The following is a 20,690-nucleotide window of genomic DNA, read 5'->3' as shown; positions in this document are numbered from 1 at the left end:
TCATGACACCACCACAGATGTCCCACTCGGAGACCGAATCGGCCGCCGACCAGCCAGACACCACGCTCGATTCCGACATCGTCGACGACAGGGATGGTCCTGATCAGCGAACGATGATGGACCGCACCCTGCTCGAAGCGCGGAACTTAGACGTCTACTACGGCGACGAACAGGCGCTCACCGACGTCGATATCGAGATTCCCGAAAAGCAGGTCACCGCCGTCATCGGCCCGTCGGGCTGTGGGAAGTCGACGTTCCTGCGCTCGATCAACCGCATGAACGACCTCGTCGACACCGCCCGCATCGAGGGTGACCTCCTGTTCGACGGCAAGAACGTCTACGACGACGACGTCGACCCCGTCGCCCTGCGCCGAAAGATCGGCATGGTCTTCCAGTCACCGAACCCGTTCCCCAAATCCATCCGCGACAACGTCGCCTACGGCCTCAAGGTACAGGGAGACGACGAGAACGTCGACGAGAAGGTCGAGACCGCACTCAAACGCTCGGCACTCTGGGACGAGGTCGAACACCAGCTCGACGAGAGCGGCCTCGAACTCTCCGGCGGGCAACAACAGCGCCTCTGCATCGCTCGCGCCATCGCCCCCGACCCGGAAGTCATCCTGATGGACGAGCCGGCGTCGGCGCTGGACCCCGTCGCGACCTCGAAAATCGAGGACCTGATCGAGGAACTCGCCGAGGACTACACCGTCGTCATCGTCACCCACAACATGCAGCAGGCGGCCCGCATCTCCGACAAGACGGCCGTCTTCCTCACCGGCGGCGAACTCGTCGAGTTCGACGACACCAACAAGATCTTCGAGAACCCCGACCACCAGCGCGTCGAGGACTACATCACCGGGAAGTTCGGCTAACAACCTTTTGCCCTGCGTTCATGTCGCGCCGGGAGCGCTATCGCGCTCCACGGCGCGTCGACACTCGGCAAAAGGTTGATCAAAAGCACTCCTCCCCCACCTCCGGTGGGGTCGTCGGCCCGCTCACTCACTCCGTTCGTTCACGGTGACTGCGTTCTTCCACACCGCACCGCACCCCATTTCACTCCCAGCCCGTTGCACCTGCGTGGAGAACCTTTTGGCACAGACCAAGTGTCGGGTGTCGTGGTGATTCGATGCCAACGAAAGCAGTCGTCTACAACGACGCACACGACGTCTCGATCGACGAGGCGTCGGAGATGTACGAGCGGTTCGACGAACGCGAAGAGGGCGTGACGAAGGTCCTCCTCGAGCCTTGAGCCACTCTCCACGGATAGGTTATCGCTCGATAGTCCGTTGCGCCCATGCCGTCTCGGTCCGACCGGGGAGACTCGATACGCGCCGCGAACCCGACCGACTTCCGAGCACACGCGGACTCGACAGGCCGTCCATCTTTGGCGAAATCGCCAGCAACGTACTACGAGGCGCAAGCTACATGCCAGTCGGTCGTGGAACGTCGAACATGGCCAGAGATTCATATCAGGAACAACTCGAGGGACTTCGCGAGGACGTCTGCTACATGGGCGAGGTCGTGATGGAACGCCTCCGGATGGGGCTCGACGCGCTGGACCGGAAGGACGAGGACCTCGCTCGCGAAGTGATCGAGGGCGACTACGAGGTCAACCAGATGTACCTCGAACTCGAACAGCAGTGCATCGACCTGCTGGCGCTCCAGCAACCCGTCGCGAGCGACCTCCGCTTTATCGCTGCGTCGTTCAAGATCATCACCGATCTGGAACGCATCGCCGACCTCGCGGTCAACCTGGGCGAGTACACGCTCGACGCGACGCGAGATCTCTTTCCCGACGTCGACATCCAGGAGATGGGCGTCGAGACGCTCGATATGGTCGACGACGCCGTCCAGGCCTACGACACCGAAAACGTCGCAGCCTGTCGCGACCTCGCCGTGCGCGACGACGACGTCGATCACTTCGCCGAGCGCGCCAGCGAGATCGTCGTCAGGGATCTGATCGAGCGAGAGCTCGACGACTCCGACGAGGTCGAGGACCTCCTCCAGGACGTCTCCCGACTCCTGCTGACGATTCGCGACTTAGAACGTGTCGGCGACCACGCAGTCAACATCGCCGCACGCACGCTATACATGGTCGAGAACGACGACGAACTCATCTACTGATCGGACTACCGGTCTCCCGGTCGACCACTCCCCGTCGATCAGCTCTCCAGCCCTCGTCTGTACAGGAGGGATACCGCGACGAATGCGAGCAGCGGGAAGAGCGCGAACAGCTGGAAGAATCGCGTAAACGAACTCGCGTCGATGACGGTTCCGGCGAGCGTCGCTCCCAGCGATCCGATTCCGAAGTTGATCGCGAAGACCAGTCCGTACCCGAATCCCTGACTGGCCGCCGGGACGTACTCCGAGACGATTGCCGACTGGAGCGGCGGAAGGGTGAACAGCAGGATACCGAACAGGAATCCAGCGATCAGTACCGCCCCACCGCCGAGAGCCGATATGCCGACGAGTGCGCCACTCGTCGCGACGAAGATACCGAGCAGGACCCGACCCGGTCCGTAGCGCTCGCCGAGGTTTCCGCCGGCGATCTGTCCGATCGAACCGACCAGCAATATCGCCGAGTACACCCAGCGCCCCGGTTCAAACGAGACCGAGCCGACCGAGACCACCGGGAGCGACGCGACCGTATCGAGGAAGTCCGGCAGAAAAGTCAACACACCGCGGTAGTAGAGACCGGCCGCGATGTACATCACGACGATCAGCCCGAACGTGAGCCCGAGGAAGGGTCGAAGATGGCTCCGGACGTCACCGTCGGCACTGTACGCCGGGTCGTCGGGATAGTCGTCGGGCCCACGCAGCGCAAACAGCACGGCGAATCCGAGCAGCGGGACGGCGAGAAACGGGAGGACCGTTCGCCAACCGGCGACGGCGAGCCCGAGCGTGAGGACGAGTGGACCGAGCCCGATCCCCAGGTTCGCGCCCAGTCCGTGGTAGGCGAATCCCCTGGTCGGTTGGTCGGCCTCGCGACTGATGAAACTCAGCGCTGGCGGGTGATAGAGACCGGCCGCGGCGCCGACCAGGGCGAGTACGACAGTGAGTCCGACGAAACCGTCGATGAAGGGGACCAGTAACAGCGCGATGCCAGTCGTCGCGAGAAAGCCCGAGATGAGTACGTCGGAACCGAATCGATCGCTCAGGAGGCCGGCAGGGAGCGCCGTCACGCCGAACAGCGCGGTCATGATCGTGACTGCGAGACCGATCTCGCCCCGAGAGACGCCGAATTCACCGAGCCAGATCGGAACGAACAGCGGGATCGAGAGGATCACCGCGTGATTGAGCGCGTGCGCGACGGTCGTGTACCCGAGCAGGTGTCGATCGTTCACCGATAGGTGTCCCTGCAGTCCGAGTGCACCGACTAATCGGGAGGTGATAGTCGACACAGTATTGTTCTATATCCCCAATACCAAAATGGCATCGGTCGTGGCAGAGTCGTCGCAGGGTCGGTCGGTAGCAACCGAAGACGTCGGTTTTTTGGCGGTTATAGTTCTGGAATCGACGTGAAAAGGAGGACGAACGCGTTCACGGTCAGTAGCACGAGGACGAGCCACTGGAACACCCGCTGCGGTATATTGTCGAATATGTACACACCAGCCCACGCACCGACGAACACCATCGGTATCGCGATCGCCGCCTCGATCATCAGGGGCGCCGTCACCGCGCCCGTGTAGGTAAGACTGGCAAGGCGATACAGCATGAGTGTCCCGAAGAAGGCAGTGAACACTGCCTTCATCTCTTCGTCGCTCCAGAACCCGCTGGCAGACATGAACGCGCCGTAAACGATCATCGGCGGGCCGGGCACCGCGACGGAGCCGCCGAAGATGCCCGCGAACAGGCCGGCGGTCGCGCCGACGACGTTGCCGGGCCGATAGTCGCGTGCCTCGATCCAGTCGGTGACGACATCCAGTTGCTGGGTCGCGCCCACGACGATCACCGCGAGGACCAGGACGGCGCCGATGGCAACGCGCATCGAATTCTCGTCGAATCGACTGAAGACGTAGATGCCGAGCGGCATCCCGACGACGAGTCCGGCGACCGGGACGATCCACTTGCGCCAGTCGAACGCGTCGCGGACGCTCCACCAGACGCGCCCGTTGCTCACGACGGCCGTCGCGGTGAAGATGATCGAGGCGCTCGCGGGCGAGCGAAACAGCGGCATCATTCCCATCGAGACCTGCGCGAAGCCGAAGCCCGCGATGCCGTGGACGATCGACGCGAGTAGAATCACCGCGGACGTGAGGCCGGTCGTCACCCAGTTCGTCGTCATCGCATCCCACCACGATCGAGTCGGACGTCGTGCATCGCCCGTATATGGCCCACGGCCTCCGGTATCCCGTTTGGGCTTGATAGTCGAGGATGATCGGGTGTACCCACTAGCTGACGATTACGCCACGGTCCCGGCGTGCGCGCAGGATACCCCAACCTATGTAGTGATCATCGGTGTAGCTCGCCCGCCGAACATGAGTCACGACCCCTCTCCCGCAGGACCCTGGCGATCGCTCGACGGGACGCCTGCAGCCGACAGCGGAGCCCCCGACGTCGTCTTCGCCCATATCAGCGATCTGCACGGCCAACTCACCCCGCGATATCAGGTCTACTACGACAATCCGACGTCCGCTCCCGACCTCGATTTCGGCGGCGACGATCGCACCGTCGAGCACGGCGGTGGCGTCCCGATCCTCGCGGCGAAACTCGACGAGTTGCGAGCCGATCACGAGGTCTGCACGCTCATGAGCGGCGACACCTTCCACGGTTCGGCAGAGACGACGTACACGAACGGCCGGGCGATGCTGGAGCCGATCGACCGCCATCTCCGCCCCGACGTCTACGTCCCCGGCAACTGGGACTTCGGCAACGAGGCCGCCGAGGATGGCAACTTCGTCGACCTGATGGACGCCCTCGACGCGCCGGTCCTCGCGAACAACCTGTACAGCTGGGACGACGAGTTACTGTACGACGCCTTTCGTCTCGTCCAGGTCGGTGGCGTCGACGTCGGCGTCGTCGGGATGACCAACGTCTACGTCGACCGGATGGCCCCCGCGTTTGCCGAGGGGAAGTACCGGTTCGGCAAGCATCCCGCTCTCCTCGAGGAGTCAGCGCAGGCTGCCCGCGACGAGGGTGCCGAGGTCGTCGTCGCCGTGACCGAGATCGGCCTGCCGTGGATGGTCCAGGCGGCGAAGGACTGTGCGAGCGTCGACGTGCTGTTCAGCGCCCACACCCACGAGTACACCTGGGAGCCGATCGTCGTCTCCGAGACCGAGACGGTCGTCGTCGAATCCGGGATGGGCGAGGCGCTCGGCCGGGTCGACATTCGCATCGTGGACGGCGAGATGCAGTTCCGCCACCACCTCTATCCACTCGTCGAGAGTCACGACGAGACGCCAGACCCGGACCCCAATGCGGAACAAACGGTCGAGTCGATCAGAGAACCCTTCTTCGTAGACGACCCCGACTTCGAGCGCGGCGCTGGCACGCTAGACCGTCCGCTCGACACCGTCGTCGGCGAGACGGAGCAGCCGCTGTATCGCCAGTCGTTCCTGGAGAGCGCCTGGAACACGCTGTTCAACGACGCGCTCCGTGAGCACTTCGACACCGACCTGGCCGTCGCCCACGGATTCCGGTACGGGACCGCCATCCCACCGGGCGAGGTCACCCTCGGCCAGCTCTACACGTTCTTCCCGCAGACGGCGCCCGTCGCACGCGGCGTCGCCTTCGGCCAGCAGTTAATTTCGCACGTGGAGGACTTCCTCGTCGACAACTTCACGCCGTACCCCTACCAGCAGGAAGACGGCCGCGTCCGGAACTTCTCCTCGAACGTCGCGGTAACGATCGATCCGACCGCCCAGCGAAACCGCCGCCTCGTCGAGATGCGGATCGACGGCGAGGCGATCGACCCCGAGGAGACCTACTCCGTCGCCACGTTCACTCGCCCCGGCGATCCAGAACGCGACCTCGGCAACTGCGGCTTCCCCTTTCGGGACGTCCGCGTCGACGAGGAGACGATTCCGGTCGACGTGATCGTCGACTACCTTGCCGAACACTCACCCGTCGACTACGAGGTGATGGGACTCGTCGAGACGGCCGACGACGGCGGCGACGCACAGAACACGCCGGCCGACGGCCCGTATCCGTACGTTCAGCCGGGCGTCGATTACGCCGCGGGCGAGGCCTACTGCGAGACGTCGATGATCCCGCGTGGGAACGAGTTTCCGAAAGAGGGGCGGAATCGACACCGATAGTTCAACGGATACCGTTAAGCACTACGTTCGCGTAGATAGCGTCGGTGATTAGCTATCGATGATGGAAACGGGTAGCGATCTGTATCGCCAGCGGATGGGCCGTACCGGTGGCTCGAGCATCGTGAAGACGCGCGAGGAAGAACACCCGAAGCGGCGCGAACGGAGCGGATCGATGGAGAACACGAATGACACGACACGGACCAACTCGGAGAAACCGGACAGCAACCTGGAGAGACCGACCGGCGATTGAGGCCCACCGAACGGGAGACGGACGGCATGGAACGGGCGGAGGGACGCGATGAGCGGCGAGGGAAGCACGATCGGCGGCGGCGTCGGAAACGAGGCGAATGGCGACCTGAGCACCGTCAGCGGCGGCGAAGACAACCGAGCCGACGGACAGGCGAGTACCGTCGGCGGTGGCGAGCGGAACCTCACCGGGGACGACTTCGGGACGGCGAGCGGCGGTCACGACAACTCGGTGTTCGGTCGGTACAGCGTCGTCGGCGGCGGCCGAAACAATCGGACGACGGGGACCGCGAGTACCATCGCTGGCGGCGGCACGGTCGAAGGCATCGACGGCGGTGGCGGTAATCTGGCGGAGGGCACCCTGAGTTTCATCGGCGGCGGCGCGTGGAATACCGCCAGAGGCAAGCACACGACGATCGGCGGTGGCGAAGACAACGAGACCGAAGCGGAGTACGCGACCGTCGGCGGCGGACTCGAGAACGAGGCCACGGGCATTCGATCGACGGTCGGCGCGGGCTGGGGAAACGAAGCCACCGGTCAGGCGGCGACGGTGGCCGGCGGCGCGGGCAACGAGGCGAGCGGCGTCGACGCGACCGTCGGTGGCGGTGTCGGCAATACGGCGAGTGCCCGGCGAGCGACGGTCGGCGGTGGCGGCGCCACGGGCGGACAGGGGAATACGGCCAGCGGTGCCCACGCGACGGTCGGCGGCGGTCGTAACAACACGGCGAGCGGCGATCGGGCGACCGTTCCCGGCGGGTTCTCGAACGAAGCGGCCGGCGAGGACTCGTTCGCGGCCGGTCGGGGCGCCACCGCAACGCACGACGGAGCGGTCGTGTTCGGGGACTCTACGGACACCGACATCTCGTCGTCCGGTCCCGACGAAGCGCACTTCCAGATGCCCATCCACGCACCGGCGTTCAACACTGTGAGCGCCAGCGCGGCGAAGACGAACGTCGAACCGGTCGACCCGCAGGCCGCACTCCGGGGCGTCAGGTCGCTCTCGGTCACCACCTGGGAGTTCCGCGAGCACGAAGACGGCCGACACATGGGACCGATGGCCGAGGAGTTCGCAGACACGTTCGATCTCGGCGCGGACGAGACCGCCATCGCGTCGGTCGATTCCGACGGCGTCGCGCTCGCCGCGATTCAGGGACTGGCAGAATCCATAGACGAGAAAGACGAGCGCATCTCCGAACTGGAAGACCGACTCGCGACGCTGGAGTCGCGGATCGACAAGTGAGGGACAACCGACGGTCGGCCAGTCCAGCTTGAGACCCGAACCGTCCGCAGTACCGGGGAACTGTCCCGACCGGTCTCCCCGCTCTCGGCCTCGTACGACGCACCGAGGGTCCGAGAATGCCGGAGTCGATCCCGCGCTCGTCACGCCGTCCACGCAGACACGTCGGAGTTGGCACTCGTCTCCAACTCGTGGCGTCGATAGAAGAATGCCCGGGGAGGGCTCCGAACCCTCGATCTCCGCATGTCCCAGGTCCGAGGCTCGGCAGTCCTCGTGGGACACGGACTCGCTGTGCCGCACCGAATCTCTGAACCCTATGAGTGCGGCGCTATGTCCAGCTAAGCCACCCGGGCTCGTTCGTCCGTAGTCGGGACGTTTTCTAAACCCTTCCGATTCCTCGCCGGCGTGGCTCGCCCACCCACGGTTTTATCATACGGTGATTCCAACGAGGGTGCATGAGCGTACCCGCCATCGTCCAGTCGTCGCTCGACGACGCCGAAGTCGTCGAGCGGGTGTCTCTCGGCGGCGACGACGAGCTCTTCGTCACCTCCGAAAGTACCCTCATATACCGGTCCGACGGCCTCCTCAGCGACGAATCGGTCGACGAATTCCCGCACGACGCCGATCGGGTGGCGGTCACCGAAGGTCGGCGCAAGACACGTATCACCCTCGAGTACTCGCTCGAAGGAACCCGCGAGTTCAAGGTTCCGGCGTCCGTGACCGACGCCGTCGTCCACCCCGTTCTCGCCGGTGTCCTGGCCGGCAACGGTATCACCGATCCCGGCGAGCGCGTCGTCCAGACCTTCCGCTTTAGTGAACTGACGGTCATCGTCACCAGCCAGCGCCTCGTCAAGCACATCGGCAGCGCCGTCTGGGACGAGGACTTCGAAGAGTTCCGGTACGAGGACGTCACCGGCCTCACGTTCGAATCCGGTAGCGTCGCGACGCAGGTCGTCCTCGAGATAGACGGTCGCCAACAGCGGATCAAAGCCCCCAACGAGAACGCGGCAGAGCTCCGCCAGCGACTGCAACAGGCCATCTTCGCGGTCCACGACGTCGACTCGCTCGACGAACTCCACGAGAAAGTCGGACTGGACGACGAGCGAGACCAGCGCTCCACCGTCGACTTCGGTGAGGGCGTCGATCCGCTGAGTACGGATTCCGACGACGAAGGCCCCGACGGTGCCGAACCCGCCATCGACACCGAAACCGCGACCGCGGCGGTCGACGTCGGCGCCGACAGTTCGGACGGACACTCCGTAGAGACGCTCGACGTCGAAACCGGCGCGTCGGCGGCCGAGGCAGAACAGTCAGTCGACCCCGACCCGACCAGTCCGTCAGCCAGTGGCGCCGAGTCGACGGCCGAACGCGACCCACGTCCCAGCGAGGGTGGCGGCTCCGAAGCCTCGTTCGAATCGAGCGGATTCGAACCCGCGACGGCGAACGCAGACGCTGACGTGACGGACCGCATAGCCGCGCTCGAAGACGCCGTCGAACGACAGACGGCCCAGCTCGAACGCCAGCAACAGACGATCGAGCAACTGATCGAAGAACTCAGGCGCGGTCGGTGAACCCGACAACCACCCAGACGGAGGCGAATCGACCGTGGCGGTCAAACACCGCGTATCGCCGTTCGGCCCAACGGTACCCTCCATGGGTCTCCATCACTCCCGACCCAGTACCTTCCTGATACACGTCGAGCCGAACGGACCGATCTCGCCCGCGTCGAGGTCCATGAAGTACCCGGTCGAGAGCGACGCACCACACCGTCGGCACGAAAACTCGCCGTCCTTCGAGATCACGTCGCGGCCGAATCGAAGGTACTGGTGACGTCGCGGTCGGACAGTCGCGTCCTCCCGGTCGATGACTCCGCGCGTCTCCGCCTCGTCCAGGATCGTCCGAATCGCTGTCGGGTCGGTCGTGACGGCTTCGAGCCGATCGATGGTGTCCGAAAGGGAGAGTGACTCGTGTTCGAGCCGGACGAGCAATGCCAGCCCCCGTTCGACTCGGTCGTCCATCGACTCCTCATCCGAAAGCGACTCGAATAAGGATTGTGCCACGAACGGTCGCGTTCCGTCGCGTTTTACACGTCGGATCCGACTGTCAGACACAAAACCTTCAATACCACCGTCCGAACGACGGGTAATGTCGTCCGTACCGGACCGTGGAATCGTCGCGTTCGGACTCGTCGCCACGGCGGTCACGGTGGGGTTGCTCGTTTCTCCGGAGCGGGTCGTCGTCACGCTCGAAGCCGTGGCCGCCGACCCGGTCGTCTTCGGACTCGTCGTCGCCGGTTGCTACCTTCTCCGTCCCGCACTCGCCTGGCCGACGACGCCGCTCGCGGGCCTCGTCGGATTCGGGTTCGGGATCGTCGCCGGCGTTCCGATCGCCCTCGCCGGCGTGGTCGTAACGGTCACGCCGACGTTCCTGGTGGCCACACGGGTAGACGGCGGACACGGTTCGGTGTCGATCGACACCACGGACGGTGGTCGGGCGGCCCGTGCGCGGGCCTACGTCGACCGATTTTACGAGACGGTCGGGCCGACGCGGGGCGTGGTCGCCTCGCGACTCGCCCCGATTCCCTCGGACGTCGCGACCCTCGGCGCAGCCGTCCACGGCGTCTCACTCCCGCGGTTCCTCGTCGGAACGGCCATCGGAGAGTTACCCTGGACGATCGCCGCCGTGACGGTCGGCGCGTCGGCCGCGACGCTCTCCGAGGCCAGCGTTCGATCGATCGATCCGACGCTCGTCGTCGGAGGGCTCCTCGCGAGCGCCCTCGTCCTCGCAGGCCCGCTCTATCGATCGGTCAGCGACCAGACCACACAACAGACGGGAACGCCGTAACGAGCAGGAGATCGGCGGGTCACATCCGGGCGACGCCCGGTTCCCTCGCCGATCGGCTCACTCCACCTCGTCGAACTCGTCGACGAGTGAGTCGCTCAACTGCTTTAAGTCCTCCTCCAGATCCCTGTAGGCGTCGGTTTCACGGACGCCGTCGATTTGACTGTCGGATTCGAGCGACTCCATCTTGTTCGAGACCGCAGCGAGTTGCCGGCGCTCCGTATCGGTGTAGCGCGATTGAACGCGCAGGTTCTCGATGATTCGGATCAACGTCGATCGGCTCACGGGCTTGGTCACGTAGTCGTCGACGTCGAGTTCGACGATATCGAGTCCCGGATCCACGGCCGTGACCATGATCACCCAGCAATCGAGACCCAGTTCGCGTATCCGCTCTAGTACCTCGTCTCCCGATAGATCGGGCATACGGCGATCCAGCAACACGATGTCGACGTCGTCGTCGACTCGCGTTAGCGCCTCGGACCCGTTGTATGCGGTCCGGACGACGTACTCGCCGTCGACCCAGGTTGCGTAGAGATCTGCGAGTTCCCGTTCGTCGTCGACGACGAGGATGGTCGGTTTGGCTGCCATTCGGTCGTTCGACTCTACGAGCGCGCTTCGCACACTTATTGCTACTATCGGACTCAGCGTTCGATTCGAGATTCGAACCCGACCTGTACGCCCGCCAGCTGGTGGACCGACTCACCGAAACGGATCAGAGCAGTCGTAGACGACGCCGTGGTGCGGACAGACGTACTTACAGTGACGTTTGTACATCCCCGCCTCGCAGAGCGGGCAGGCCGGCCCGCTCGTCTCAGTTCCGCCGTGGGTCGACTCGGACGGATCGGCCATCGGATTCGAGTAAGACACCGACGTGCACCGGGAAGTAGCTATCGACGCGCCAGTCGAGCGCGACGGCGACGGACTCCGATTCGAGGGTGGCCGACCCGATGCGCGGCGTCAGCTGACGTGCTGGGCATCGCAACCGAACGGGAGCCCGCCGCTCGAAGACGTGTACCAACGAGAAAACGGTCGACGATCGAACTCAGGTCCCGGCCGGGTGTGACCATCGCGGCGGTCGCCGCGTTCAGCACTCGCTCCAACCGCAGGATTCGCAGGTCTTGCACCCTTCCGAGAAGTACAGCGAGAGTGCACCGCAGTCGGGACACTCCGGTGATTCGCCGGCGTCGATCAGATCCTGCGTGGCGTCCGTCGATTGTGTGGCGTCCGCCGGCCGGGCGGCCGCACCGCCGTCAGTCTCGGTATCTTCGTGTTCGATCGCCGCCGTCCGGACCTCGGCCTCCGGACCGATCTCGTCGGCGGACTCCTCCAGAGTCTGCTGCTTTGGGTACGGTTTGTCGATCTCGTCGTCGAGGTAGCGACGCATCGCGGTGCCGATCGCGTCCGGGATCGACTGGATCTGCTCGCCCTTGTCCCAGGCGACCTTCGGACTGCGCGTTCCGCAGAGTTCGTCGACGATCTCGCGAGGATCGACGCCGCTTCGTAGCGCGGTCGAGATGACCTTCGCGAGCGCCTCTGTGAAGGAGTTGGTGAAGCCGCCGGAGTGACCGATGTTCGCGAAGAGTTCGAACGGCTGGCCGGTCTCGGGATCCTCGTTGATCGTCACGTAGACCTTGCCGTAGCCGGTGTCGATGCGCTGACTGACGCCGTGGAGCGAGTCGGGTCGCTCTCGTTTTTCGGTGTAGTCGACGTCACCAGAGAGTAGCGACGACAGTTCCTCATCGGCGACGGCCAGGACGTCCTCGCTCTCGAAGAACGCCTCGAGGCTGCCGAAGATCTCGCGGATCTGCTCGACGATGACTTCTGCGGCTTCGTCCTCGTCGGCGAACTCGGCGTTGTCCGCCCGCGTGGTGAGTACCTGCTTCGAACGGGTCCCGTCGCGGTAGTAGGTGACGCCCTTGCCGCCGTTCTCGTAGACCCACTCGAATACCTCCTTTGCGTCCTCGAGCGAGGAGTCGTTGGGCGCGTTGACCGTCTTCGAGATGGCCGAGTCGACGCCAGCCTGACAGGCACACTGGACCGCGGCGTGGTCCTTCGCGGAGAGGTCCGACGTGATGACGAACAGCTCGCCGATGGCGTCCGGAACGGTGTCGAGCCCCTCGACGCCGTCGAACTCGTTGGTAGCCATCTGTTCTTGTGCTTCGGCTTTGACGGCATCGACGTCGATGTCGTTGTCCTCTAAGGTACGGAGGAAGTAGTCGTCGAACTCGACGAGCATCTCGTCTCCCTGGACGTCGTCGGTGACGTTCTTGTAGTAGGCGACGTTGTAGATGGGCTCGCAGCCGCCAGTGGTGTTACCGACCATCGATGTCGTGCCCGTCGGCGCGATGGTCGTGACGTTGTGATTGCGGATCGGGAAGCCGTCGGGGTACTTCTCGGCGTCGAGACCCGTCTGCTGTTCGAACCAGTCGGTGTAGTCCTGCGGGTCGGCGTACTTCGAGTCGTCCCAGTCGTTGAAGGAACCGCGTTCGAGGGCGAGTTCGTGACTCGTCCACTTCGCCTCGTGATTGATGTGGGTCATCAGCTGGCGAGCGATCTCGTTGCCCGCGTCGCTCCCGTAGCGCACGCCGAGCTGGACGTACAGCTGGGCCAGCCCCATGATACCGAGGCCGATCTTGCGCATGTCGCGAACCGTCTGCTCGATCTCCTCGACCGGGAAGTCCGACATGGTGACGACGTTCTCGAGGAAGCGCGTACCGTACTCGATACGCTCGTCGAACTCCTCGAAGTCGATGGCCTCCTGGAGGAACGCGTCGATCGCCGCTTCGCGGCTCGCGTACTCGTCGGCGTGCTCGTCGGCCCAGACGCGCCAGTCAGGGGAGTCGAGGTCGGCGAGGGTGCTCAGGTTGATGTGGCCGAGGTTACAGGCCTCGAACTCTTCGAGCGGCTGCTCCCCACAGGGGTTCGTCGCCTTGATCCGGTGTTCGGGGTGCTTCTCGACGTCGAAGGAGTGCTCCTTGTTCACCCGTTCTAAGTAGATCACGCCAGGTTCGCCGTTCTCGTGGGCACCCTCGACGATGCGCTCCCAGACGAGTTCTGCTGGCACGGAGAGGGGTTCGCCAACCTCGACGTGTTCGTCGAGATCGTACCGACCGTACATCTCCTTGGTCTCTTCCGTGGCGATGTGGGGTTCCTCAGTTCTGGGATTGGTAAACGTGTACTCCTCGCCGTTCTGGAGCGCTTCCATGAAGGTGTCGGTGACGCCGACAGAGATGTTGAAGTTAGAGAGGTGGCCCTCGACGGCGTTTCGCAGGTGCTTGGGGACCCGGCCGTCCTCGTCGATGAGATCGCGAGCCTCCTCCAGCGCTTCCGAGAACGTGGTGTACGTGTAGTCGTCGGGGTCGTTGAGACGGAGCGTGTGCGCGAGCGAGACGTCCTTGTTCTTCGCGTGGATGAACTCGATGACGTCGGGGTGCGAGACGCGCATGATACCCATCTGGGCGCCGCGGCGCGTTCCGCCCTGGGCGATGGTCTCACAGAGCTGGTCGTACGTGCGCATGAACGTGATCGGGCCCGACGCGATGCCGCCCGTCGAGCCGACCGAGTCGCCGAAGGGGCGGAGTTGCCAGAATCCGTAGCCGACGCCGCCGCCGGACTGGAAGACCTCTGCGGCCTTCTTGGCCGTCTCGTGAATGTCCGAGAGGTCGTCGTCCGGGCTCATGACGAAGCACGCAGACAGCTGCTGGAGTTCGTCGCCGGCGTTCATCAGCGTGGGGGAGTTCGGCATGAACGAGAGGTTCGACATGCCATCGACGAACGTCTCGGTCACGTCCTCGACGTGTTCGCGGACGGACGCCGGGAGCTCGGGAACGATCGTGTCGTAGGCGAACTTGTTGACGTTGTGCTCGGTGAGGGAGGTCTCGACGTCGTCGTCGGTGGTGGTTCCCGCACCGAAGACCTCGGCGGCCAGCTCGTCTCGACGGGGGTGGCCGGGCTTCAACTGGTCGGGGGTGACCGTGATCTCGACGTCCTGGTTGTCCGCCTCGTAGACCGCTTCGGCCAGAGCGATGTTCTTGCCGACGCGCTCGAAGAGGTCCTCCTGGCTCTCGATCAACTCGCCGTCGGCGTCCTTGCGAAGGTACCGAGCGGGGAGGATGTTCTCGTAGGCGTTCGCCGTCATCCGCTCGGCGAGGGTCTCGCCATCGGTGCGCTTGACGGGCAGTGTGATCTCGTCCACCGCGCGCTCGGACCCGCTCATGCGCAGACCACTCCTGCGTCGCTCCGGGGGGCGATTTGACAGTCGGACCGGGTACTCACTTGCATGGTTGAAGACGGCCAATGGGTGTATGACCAACTGCATTAATGTATCGATTCACTGTATTTCACGATCTTTGGATATTTCAAGCAGTTCCGGTCATTTATTGTGTGAAAATACGACCCGAGGACGGAAAGCCTGATAGGTTCGTATCAAATGGCGACAAAAACCCAAACCCACAAGTGAAAGTGAATCTTCGGTACTACAAACCAGATTGTACAATAAAGCTGTCGCTGGTCTGTTAACGGGTCCGAGCCGCATCCCTGTAGCCGTCCCTTGCGTCTACGGTGAGTAGAACACTGCCACTCTTAACGGTACCCAAAGCAGAGTGAAAGTAAATCGAGTGGTCAAGAAGTCAATTCAGTGCCACGGTTTTCTCTTTCGAAGCTGATTCGAAACACCGAGATAACCTTACAACCCGAAGAACTCCTCGGCGTTTTCCCAGAGGAGTTTTCGCTGAATGTCCTCGGAGAGGTCGAGTTCCGCGAACTGCGAGAGCCACGGGTCGGGTTCGATCATCGGGTAGTCCGTGCCGAACATGACCTTGTCCGAAAGGAGCGTCTTGGCGTAGTGGACGACCTGATCGTCGATGTACCGGGGCATCCACCCCGAGAGGTCCATGTACACGTTGCCCTTCTGCTGGCAGATCGCGAGCTGTTCTCGCTCCCACGGGAACGCCGGGTGGGCGAGCAGGATCTGCAGGTCAGGGTGGTCCGCGGCGACGTCGTCGATCAGCATCGGGTTACCGTACTTGATCTTGAGGCCGCGACCGCCGGCCGAGCAGGCGCCGAGCGTCGAGTTCCCGCCGTGGAAGACGACCGGTACGCCGAGGTCTTCGATAGTGGCGAAGAGCTCGTCGTGTTCCGGGTCGGACGGATCGAACCCCTGCGCGATCTGCTGGAACTTGAACCCGGAGAGGCCCAGGTCCTCGACGCAACGTATCGCCTCCTCGACGCAGTCGTCCTTCAGCGGGTCGACGGAGCCGAATCCGATGAAGAAGTCCTCGTGCTCGTCACGTACCTCGGCGACGTAATCGTTCGGTACCGGCGGGTTTCCCGTGTTGGTCTCGGCGTCCCAGCCGAGCAGGACGGCGCGGCCGACACCCGCCTCGCGGTACTCGGCGATCATGTTCTCGTAGGTGTCGGTTTCCAGATCCGCGCCGAAGCGGTCGGCCGCGTCGCGCATCATCTGGCCACCCGCGTCGTGGAGAAACTCGCTCGTCGGTTGATGGGCGTGCGTGTCGATCGCCCGCGGTCCGTCCGCGTTCTCGAGCGCCGTCGGCGTCGTCATACCACCGGCTTCGCGGCGGGGAACGTAAATCGACCCGGTTTCGACCGCGGACGTACGCGTCGGCGCGAGGGTGACGTGGGTCTCGACGAGCGGGGCGACCCTCGAGGGACGCCGGTATCGACCGCGAAACAGATATCGCAAACCGACGGTCACTCCCGAACACCGAAACGGTTACGACGATACACGTCAGTTGGAGTGTATGCTTCCGTCCCCGCTGGTCGAGTCCGCACAAACGCTCGCGTCGGATTCGCCGGTGCTGTTCGGCATCATCGCGATCCTGGCCCTCGTCGCGACCGTCTCGGTCGTCAGATTCGCCATCAGTCTCGCGATCCGGCTCGCGGTGATCGCGGCGATCGGCCTCGGCGCGCTGCTGGCCGTCGGCTACCTGGGCTGACGCGACGACGCGTCCGATTCGGCCGACCAAACGAAGTTCTCGACGATCCCGTGGCCGCGACCCGTGAGTACGCTCTCCGGGTGGAACTGCACGCACGAAAGCGGATACGTCCGGTGTCGAACCCCCATGACGAGCGTCTCGTCACCGTGATCCGTCGTCGCAGTCACGTCGAAACACGACGGCACCTCGGTCGCGACCAGGGAGTGATACCGACCGACGAGAAGGCCCTGTTCGAGACCGTCGAAGACGCCCGCGCCGTCGTGGTCGATCTGTGAGGCCTTGCCGTGAACGGGTTCGGGTGCGCGGCCGATCCGTCCACCGTACTCGTAAACGGCCGCCTCCAGCCCCAGGCAGACGCCGAACGTGGGAATTCGTGGGCTCAGTTCCGTCAGGACCGCTCGCGTGACGCCGACGTCGCGATCGTTCTTCGGGTGACCGGGCCCGGGGCTCAGGACGATCGCGTCCGGTTCGGCATCGCGAATCGCTTCGATCGAGGCGGTGTTCGTGACGACCGTCGGCTCCGCGTGCGCGCTCAGGTACTCCACGAGGTTGTACGTGAAGGAGTCGTAGTTGTCGACGACGAGGACCGACGGCCGACGGTCGTCGGTTCTGGATCGATCGGACGCGCTCATCGGTCGGCCTCCAGTCGTCGGTCGGAGTCGGCCGTCGATCGACGATCGACGTCGGCCGCATCCGTCGACTCGCTCGCGCCGTCCCCGTCGACCGCGATCCGATCGAGCGCGGTCAGGACGCCACCCATCTTCGCCTCCGTCTCTTCGTACTCGGACGCCGGGTCGCTGTCGGCGACGAGCCCGGCGCCCGCCTGGACGACGATCCGATCACGACCTCGACGCGATACATCGTCTCGCGTGGCCGATTCACGTTCGCTCTGGGTCCGTCCCTGCGAAGACGACCCCACTCCATGTTCGATCGTGGCCGTCCTGATCACGATCGCAAAATCGGCGTCGCCCGTCCACGAGTAGTACCCCACACCGCCACCGTAGAGGCCGCGCGGACGGGTCTCGAATTCGTCGATGAGTTCCATGGCGCGGATCTTCGGCGCCCCGGCGAGCGTTCCGGCCGGGAACGTCGCCCGCGTCGCGTCGAACGCGTCGGCGTCCGATGCGAGTTCGCCCGTGACGGTCGACTCGATGTGCTGGACGTGGCTGTACTTGCGGACGGTCATGAAGTCCTCGACGCGGACGCTCCCCGGGTTCGATACCCGGCGAACGTCGTTACGCGCGAGGTCGACCAGCATCGTGTGCTCGGCCCGCTCTTTGTCGTCCGCCAGCAGTTCGCCCGCGAGACGACGATCCTCGACCGGGTTCGGTCCCCGATCACACGTTCCAGCGATCGGATTCACCTCGACCCGGTCGCCGTGAACGGACACGAGCGTCTCCGGGCTCGCGCCGACGACGGTGCGGTCGCCGTGGGCGAGCAGGTACATGTACGGCGAGGGATTGCACGCACGCAGCGATGTGTACAGCGCGAGCGGGTCGATCTCACCGTCGAGTTTCCGGGATCGAGAGACGACACACTGATAGACGTCACCGTCGCGGACGTGGTCTTTCGCCCGGCGGACGATCGCCTCGTAGTCGGCCCGTTCGCCGGCGCGTTCGTCTCCAGGGGCGAATCCGCCCGTCTCGGGCACTCCGGCGTCGCGGAGCCGATCCAGGACCCGTGCCGCTTCCCGGCTGAGGTCGTCGTAGAGCTGACCCGGCTCGGTTTCCCGGTCGACGATCGGGGTACACACGAGCGAGATCGTTCCCTCACGCTCGTCGAATGCGAGGGTCTTCGTCGTCAGCAGGAATTGGGCGTCCGGCACCGGCGACGGGGGTCGCTCGACCCCCACCTCCTCCAGCCACAGATCGTAGACGGCGTCGTACGCGAGAAACCCGACGAGGCCGCCGTCGAAGTGCTGGCGATCGTACGAGGGCGGGTTCGCGAGACGCACGTCCGGCACTGCGGCGCGGAGCGCGTCCAGGTCGTCGCCCGGGACGTCCGTCTCGACCAGGTCTACCGGTGCGTCGGGCGAGATGGCCTCGATCGACGTTCCGTCCGGGTCGACGGTGACGATAGCCGCCGGGTCGTAACCGACGTAAGAATATCGCGCGTGTCGGTCTGACCCGGCGTCGTTCGGCCGGAACGCACCGTCTGGATCGCTCGAAGCCGTCTTCCCCGCGCTCTCCAACAGGAACGCGTAGCGATCGGCTCGCCCGTCAGTGGCCGCTCCCGCGTCGCCGTCCGGTCCCGCAGGCCGACCGGAGAGTGCGGCGTAGGCCGCCACCGGCGTCGTCTCGACGTCGAGATTGGCCACGGTGTGGACGACCGCCGGCCGTTCGTCACCGTCGCCGGCGAGGGCGACGAACTCCTCACGGTCGAGCGAAAGCGCCGGTCGCGTCATGGACGCTCCGTCTCGACGGACGCGGCTCTCGCTCGCTCGACGAAGGTACGGACCGCATCGTGGTCCTTGACGCCCGCGGCCGTCTCGATTCCCGTCGAGACGTCGACGGCGAACGGGTGGGCGACCGCGACCGCTCTCGCGACGTTCGACGGGGTGAGTCCGCCGGCGAGGACGACCGGTGACGCGAGGGACGCCGCTCGCTCTTCGGTCGTTCGCCAGTCGTGCGTCTCGCCGGTACCGCCAGCCCCCGACTCGTCGACGGAGTCGATCACGAGGGCGTCGGCCAGTTCGTCGTAGTGCGAGGGGACCTCGTCCGCGCCCGCGTCGACGGCGACGAAGAGTAACGCGTCCAGACGCGAGCGCAACGAGGCCAGTTCACCGACACCGACGCCGCCGTGAAGCTGGATCGCGTCGGGGTCGACCCGTCCGGCCAGTCGAGAGACGCGTTCGACGTCCGTCACCATCGTGACGAGGACACTCGTGACCGAGGACGGTACCCGATCGATCAAATCGGCGGCTCGCTCGGCGGTCACCTCTCGCGGCGTCTCGATCGGCACGTCACAGACGACTCCGACGGCGTCGGCGCCAGCGTCGATCGCGGCGTCGACGTCTGCCGGACGGGTGAGCCCGCAGATCTTCACACGCGGCCGACTGGCCGTCTCGGCGTCAGGACGAGCGCCGGCGGTCGAGCCGTCGACCGTCATCGGGCGGGCACACCGCGGAGTCGGTCGAGCGTGGCCGCCGCGTCGCCGGTCTCGATCGCCTCGCGGGCCAGTTCGACCCCCTCAGAGAGTGACGAAACGTCCCCCGCGACGTAGACGGCGGCGCCCGCGTTCGCGAGGACGACGTCGCGCCGTGCATCTTCGATCTCGCCCGAGACGATCCCCTCGAGCGCGGCCGCGTTTTCCGACGGCGAGCCACCCTCGATGGCCGCGATCGAGTGGCGGTCGAGTCCGAGATCGGCGGGTGTGATCGAGTACTCCGAGACGGTGGACCCCGAGACTTCGGCGACCTGCGTCCGTCCGTGAATAGCGATCTCGTCGGTCCCGGCGCCGTGGACGACGAGGGCACGCTCGACCGGCAGTCGAGCGAGGGCGTTCGCGAGTACCGGAACGAGGTCGGGGTCGTAGACGCCGACGACCTGTGCGTCCGCCCCGGCGGGATTGGTAAGCGGACCGAGGACGTTGAAGATCGTCCGCATCGCGAGTTCCCGGCGCGGACCGCTGACGGCCTTCATCGCCGGGTGGAACGCCGGCGCGTGGAGGTATCCGATCCCGTCGCGTTCGATCGCCGCTTCGACGGCGGCGGGGTCCTCTCGTACCTCGACCCCGAGTTCCGTCAGGACGTCCGTACTCCCGGACGAAGACGAGACGGCGGCGTTCCCGTGCTTCGCGATGGGAACCCCCGTGCCCGCCGCGACGATCGCGCTCGTGGTGGAGACGTTGATGGTGTCGTAGTCGTCGCCACCGGTCCCGCAGGTATCGACGAGTGGTTCACAATCCGGGTCGACCGTCCGCGCGGCCGCACGCATCCCCTCCGCGAACCCCGCGATCTCCGCCTCGGTCTCACCCTTCGCTCGCAACCCCGCGAGGAGGGCGCCGATCTGTGCCTCCGTCGCCTCCTCGAAGAGGGCCGTCGCGGCCGCCTTCGCCTGGGGCTGACTGAGGTCCGTTCCGTTCGTAACGCGTTCGACGTGGGCCTGCATAGCGTATCACTGATGGACGTCTTTGTCTTACGATGTACAAAAG

The 20,690-nt window shown here is 64.9% G+C and carries 20 protein-coding genes and 1 tRNA gene; 9 read left to right on the top strand and 12 right to left on the bottom strand.

From position 1 onward, the window contains the following. Positions 1 to 2: 2 nt before the first annotated feature. From pstB to phoU, 3 genes are all read left to right on the top strand, one after another. Complete coding sequence (gene pstB / locus NO366_RS11165; RefSeq protein ID WP_256530867.1) at positions 3 to 872, top strand: phosphate ABC transporter ATP-binding protein PstB; 870 nt, start codon at positions 3 to 5, stop codon at positions 870 to 872. Positions 873 to 1,126: 254 nt separating this feature from the next. Next, positions 1,127 to 1,249: a hypothetical protein gene (locus NO366_RS11160; RefSeq protein WP_256534061.1), complete on the top strand. Its 123-nt coding sequence runs from the start codon at positions 1,127 to 1,129 to the stop codon at positions 1,247 to 1,249. A 203-nt stretch (positions 1,250 to 1,452) separates the two neighbouring features. Then, positions 1,453 to 2,124 carry a phosphate signaling complex protein PhoU gene (gene phoU, locus NO366_RS11155; protein WP_256530866.1) on the top strand — a complete coding sequence of 224 codons (672 nt, stop codon included), beginning with the start codon at positions 1,453 to 1,455 and terminating at the stop codon, positions 2,122 to 2,124. A gap of 38 nt (positions 2,125 to 2,162) precedes the next feature. Here phoU and NO366_RS11150 read toward each other — a convergent pair whose 3' ends face one another. Both NO366_RS11150 and NO366_RS11145 read right to left on the bottom strand, forming a co-directional pair. Next, positions 2,163 to 3,344, bottom strand: coding sequence for an MFS transporter (locus NO366_RS11150; RefSeq protein WP_256530865.1), 1,182 nt, complete (start codon positions 3,342 to 3,344; stop codon positions 2,163 to 2,165). A 155-nt stretch (positions 3,345 to 3,499) separates the two neighbouring features. Then, positions 3,500 to 4,285 (bottom strand): sulfite exporter TauE/SafE family protein, encoded by a 786-nt coding sequence (locus NO366_RS11145; RefSeq protein WP_256530864.1) that lies wholly within the window; start codon positions 4,283 to 4,285, stop codon positions 3,500 to 3,502. Between the two features lie 193 nt (positions 4,286 to 4,478). On the opposite strand from NO366_RS11145, the gene NO366_RS11140 reads away from it, so the two are divergent. Genes NO366_RS11140 through NO366_RS11130 form a run of 3 tightly spaced genes read left to right on the top strand, consistent with a single transcriptional unit; the run spans position 4,479 to position 7,743 of the window. Further along, entirely contained in the window at positions 4,479 to 6,257 is a 1,779-nt protein-coding gene (locus NO366_RS11140) for a bifunctional metallophosphatase/5'-nucleotidase (protein ID WP_256530863.1), read from the top strand. A gap of 58 nt (positions 6,258 to 6,315) precedes the next feature. Further along, entirely contained in the window at positions 6,316 to 6,507 is a 192-nt protein-coding gene (locus NO366_RS11135) for a hypothetical protein (protein ID WP_256530862.1), read from the top strand. A gap of 48 nt (positions 6,508 to 6,555) precedes the next feature. Then, positions 6,556 to 7,743 (top strand): tail fiber domain-containing protein, encoded by a 1,188-nt coding sequence (locus NO366_RS11130; RefSeq protein WP_256530861.1) that lies wholly within the window; start codon positions 6,556 to 6,558, stop codon positions 7,741 to 7,743. 206 nt (positions 7,744 to 7,949) lie between these two features. Here NO366_RS11130 and NO366_RS11125 read toward each other — a convergent pair. Next, positions 7,950 to 8,093 (bottom strand) — tRNA-Met (locus NO366_RS11125). Positions 8,094 to 8,195: 102 nt separating this feature from the next. On the opposite strand from NO366_RS11125, the gene NO366_RS11120 reads away from it, so the two are divergent. After that, positions 8,196 to 9,311: a DUF7115 domain-containing protein gene (locus tag NO366_RS11120; RefSeq protein ID WP_256530860.1), complete on the top strand. Its 1,116-nt coding sequence runs from the start codon at positions 8,196 to 8,198 to the stop codon at positions 9,309 to 9,311. A 93-nt stretch (positions 9,312 to 9,404) separates the two neighbouring features. On the opposite strand, the gene NO366_RS11115 is transcribed toward NO366_RS11120, so the two are convergent. Next, the gene (locus NO366_RS11115) at positions 9,405 to 9,758 is read right to left on the bottom strand and encodes a DUF5830 family protein (RefSeq protein ID WP_256530859.1); all 354 of its coding nucleotides are present in this window, start codon (positions 9,756 to 9,758) and stop codon (positions 9,405 to 9,407) included. A gap of 127 nt (positions 9,759 to 9,885) precedes the next feature. On the opposite strand from NO366_RS11115, the gene NO366_RS11110 reads away from it, so the two are divergent. Continuing rightward, on the top strand, positions 9,886 to 10,584 hold the full coding sequence (locus NO366_RS11110; RefSeq protein WP_256530858.1) for a TVP38/TMEM64 family protein: 699 nt from the start codon (positions 9,886 to 9,888) through the stop codon (positions 10,582 to 10,584). 57 nt (positions 10,585 to 10,641) lie between these two features. Here NO366_RS11110 and NO366_RS11105 read toward each other — a convergent pair whose 3' ends face one another. The 4 genes from NO366_RS11105 to NO366_RS11090 all read right to left on the bottom strand — a co-directional run bounded on the left by NO366_RS11105 (position 10,642) and on the right by NO366_RS11090 (position 16,144). After that, positions 10,642 to 11,169: a response regulator transcription factor gene (locus tag NO366_RS11105; RefSeq protein ID WP_256530857.1), complete on the bottom strand. Its 528-nt coding sequence runs from the start codon at positions 11,167 to 11,169 to the stop codon at positions 10,642 to 10,644. A 111-nt stretch (positions 11,170 to 11,280) separates the two neighbouring features. Beyond that, complete coding sequence (locus NO366_RS11100; RefSeq protein ID WP_305880596.1) at positions 11,281 to 11,430, bottom strand: HVO_2523 family zinc finger protein; 150 nt, start codon at positions 11,428 to 11,430, stop codon at positions 11,281 to 11,283. A gap of 235 nt (positions 11,431 to 11,665) precedes the next feature. Continuing rightward, positions 11,666 to 14,797, bottom strand: coding sequence for an adenosylcobalamin-dependent ribonucleoside-diphosphate reductase (locus NO366_RS11095; protein WP_256530856.1), 3,132 nt, complete (start codon positions 14,795 to 14,797; stop codon positions 11,666 to 11,668). 468 nt (positions 14,798 to 15,265) lie between these two features. Continuing rightward, positions 15,266 to 16,144 carry an amidohydrolase family protein gene (locus NO366_RS11090; protein ID WP_256530855.1) on the bottom strand — a complete coding sequence of 293 codons (879 nt, stop codon included), beginning with the start codon at positions 16,142 to 16,144 and terminating at the stop codon, positions 15,266 to 15,268. A gap of 199 nt (positions 16,145 to 16,343) precedes the next feature. Here NO366_RS11090 and NO366_RS11085 point away from each other — a divergent pair, with 199 nt between their 5' ends. Continuing rightward, the gene (locus tag NO366_RS11085) at positions 16,344 to 16,538 is read left to right on the top strand and encodes a DUF8029 family protein (RefSeq protein ID WP_256530854.1); all 195 of its coding nucleotides are present in this window, start codon (positions 16,344 to 16,346) and stop codon (positions 16,536 to 16,538) included. On the opposite strand, the gene trpG is transcribed toward NO366_RS11085, so the two are convergent. The 4 genes from trpG to trpD are packed head-to-tail and all read right to left on the bottom strand — an operon-like array spanning position 16,526 to position 20,647. Continuing rightward, positions 16,526 to 17,170, bottom strand: coding sequence for an anthranilate synthase component II (gene trpG, locus NO366_RS11080; RefSeq protein WP_256530853.1), 645 nt, complete (start codon positions 17,168 to 17,170; stop codon positions 16,526 to 16,528). The two genes, NO366_RS11085 and trpG, sit on opposite strands and share 13 nt — an antisense overlap. Further along, entirely contained in the window at positions 17,167 to 18,942 is a 1,776-nt protein-coding gene (gene trpE / locus NO366_RS11075; protein WP_256530852.1) for an anthranilate synthase component I, read from the bottom strand. The genes trpG and trpE overlap by 4 nt, the downstream gene beginning before the upstream one ends. Next, positions 18,939 to 19,646: a phosphoribosylanthranilate isomerase gene (locus NO366_RS11070; protein ID WP_256530851.1), complete on the bottom strand. Its 708-nt coding sequence runs from the start codon at positions 19,644 to 19,646 to the stop codon at positions 18,939 to 18,941. The genes trpE and NO366_RS11070 overlap by 4 nt, the downstream gene beginning before the upstream one ends. Beyond that, on the bottom strand, positions 19,643 to 20,647 hold the full coding sequence (gene trpD, locus NO366_RS11065; protein ID WP_256530850.1) for an anthranilate phosphoribosyltransferase: 1,005 nt from the start codon (positions 20,645 to 20,647) through the stop codon (positions 19,643 to 19,645). The genes NO366_RS11070 and trpD overlap by 4 nt, the downstream gene beginning before the upstream one ends. Positions 20,648 to 20,690 lie beyond the last annotated feature (43 nt).

It is taken from the genome of Halovivax cerinus (genome assembly GCF_024498195.1).
In the GTDB taxonomy this organism is placed as follows: domain Archaea; phylum Halobacteriota; class Halobacteria; order Halobacteriales; family Natrialbaceae; genus Halovivax; species Halovivax cerinus.
Note: the sequence above shows the minus strand (reverse complement) of the source record. Positions and strands in the feature narration are given on the sequence as shown.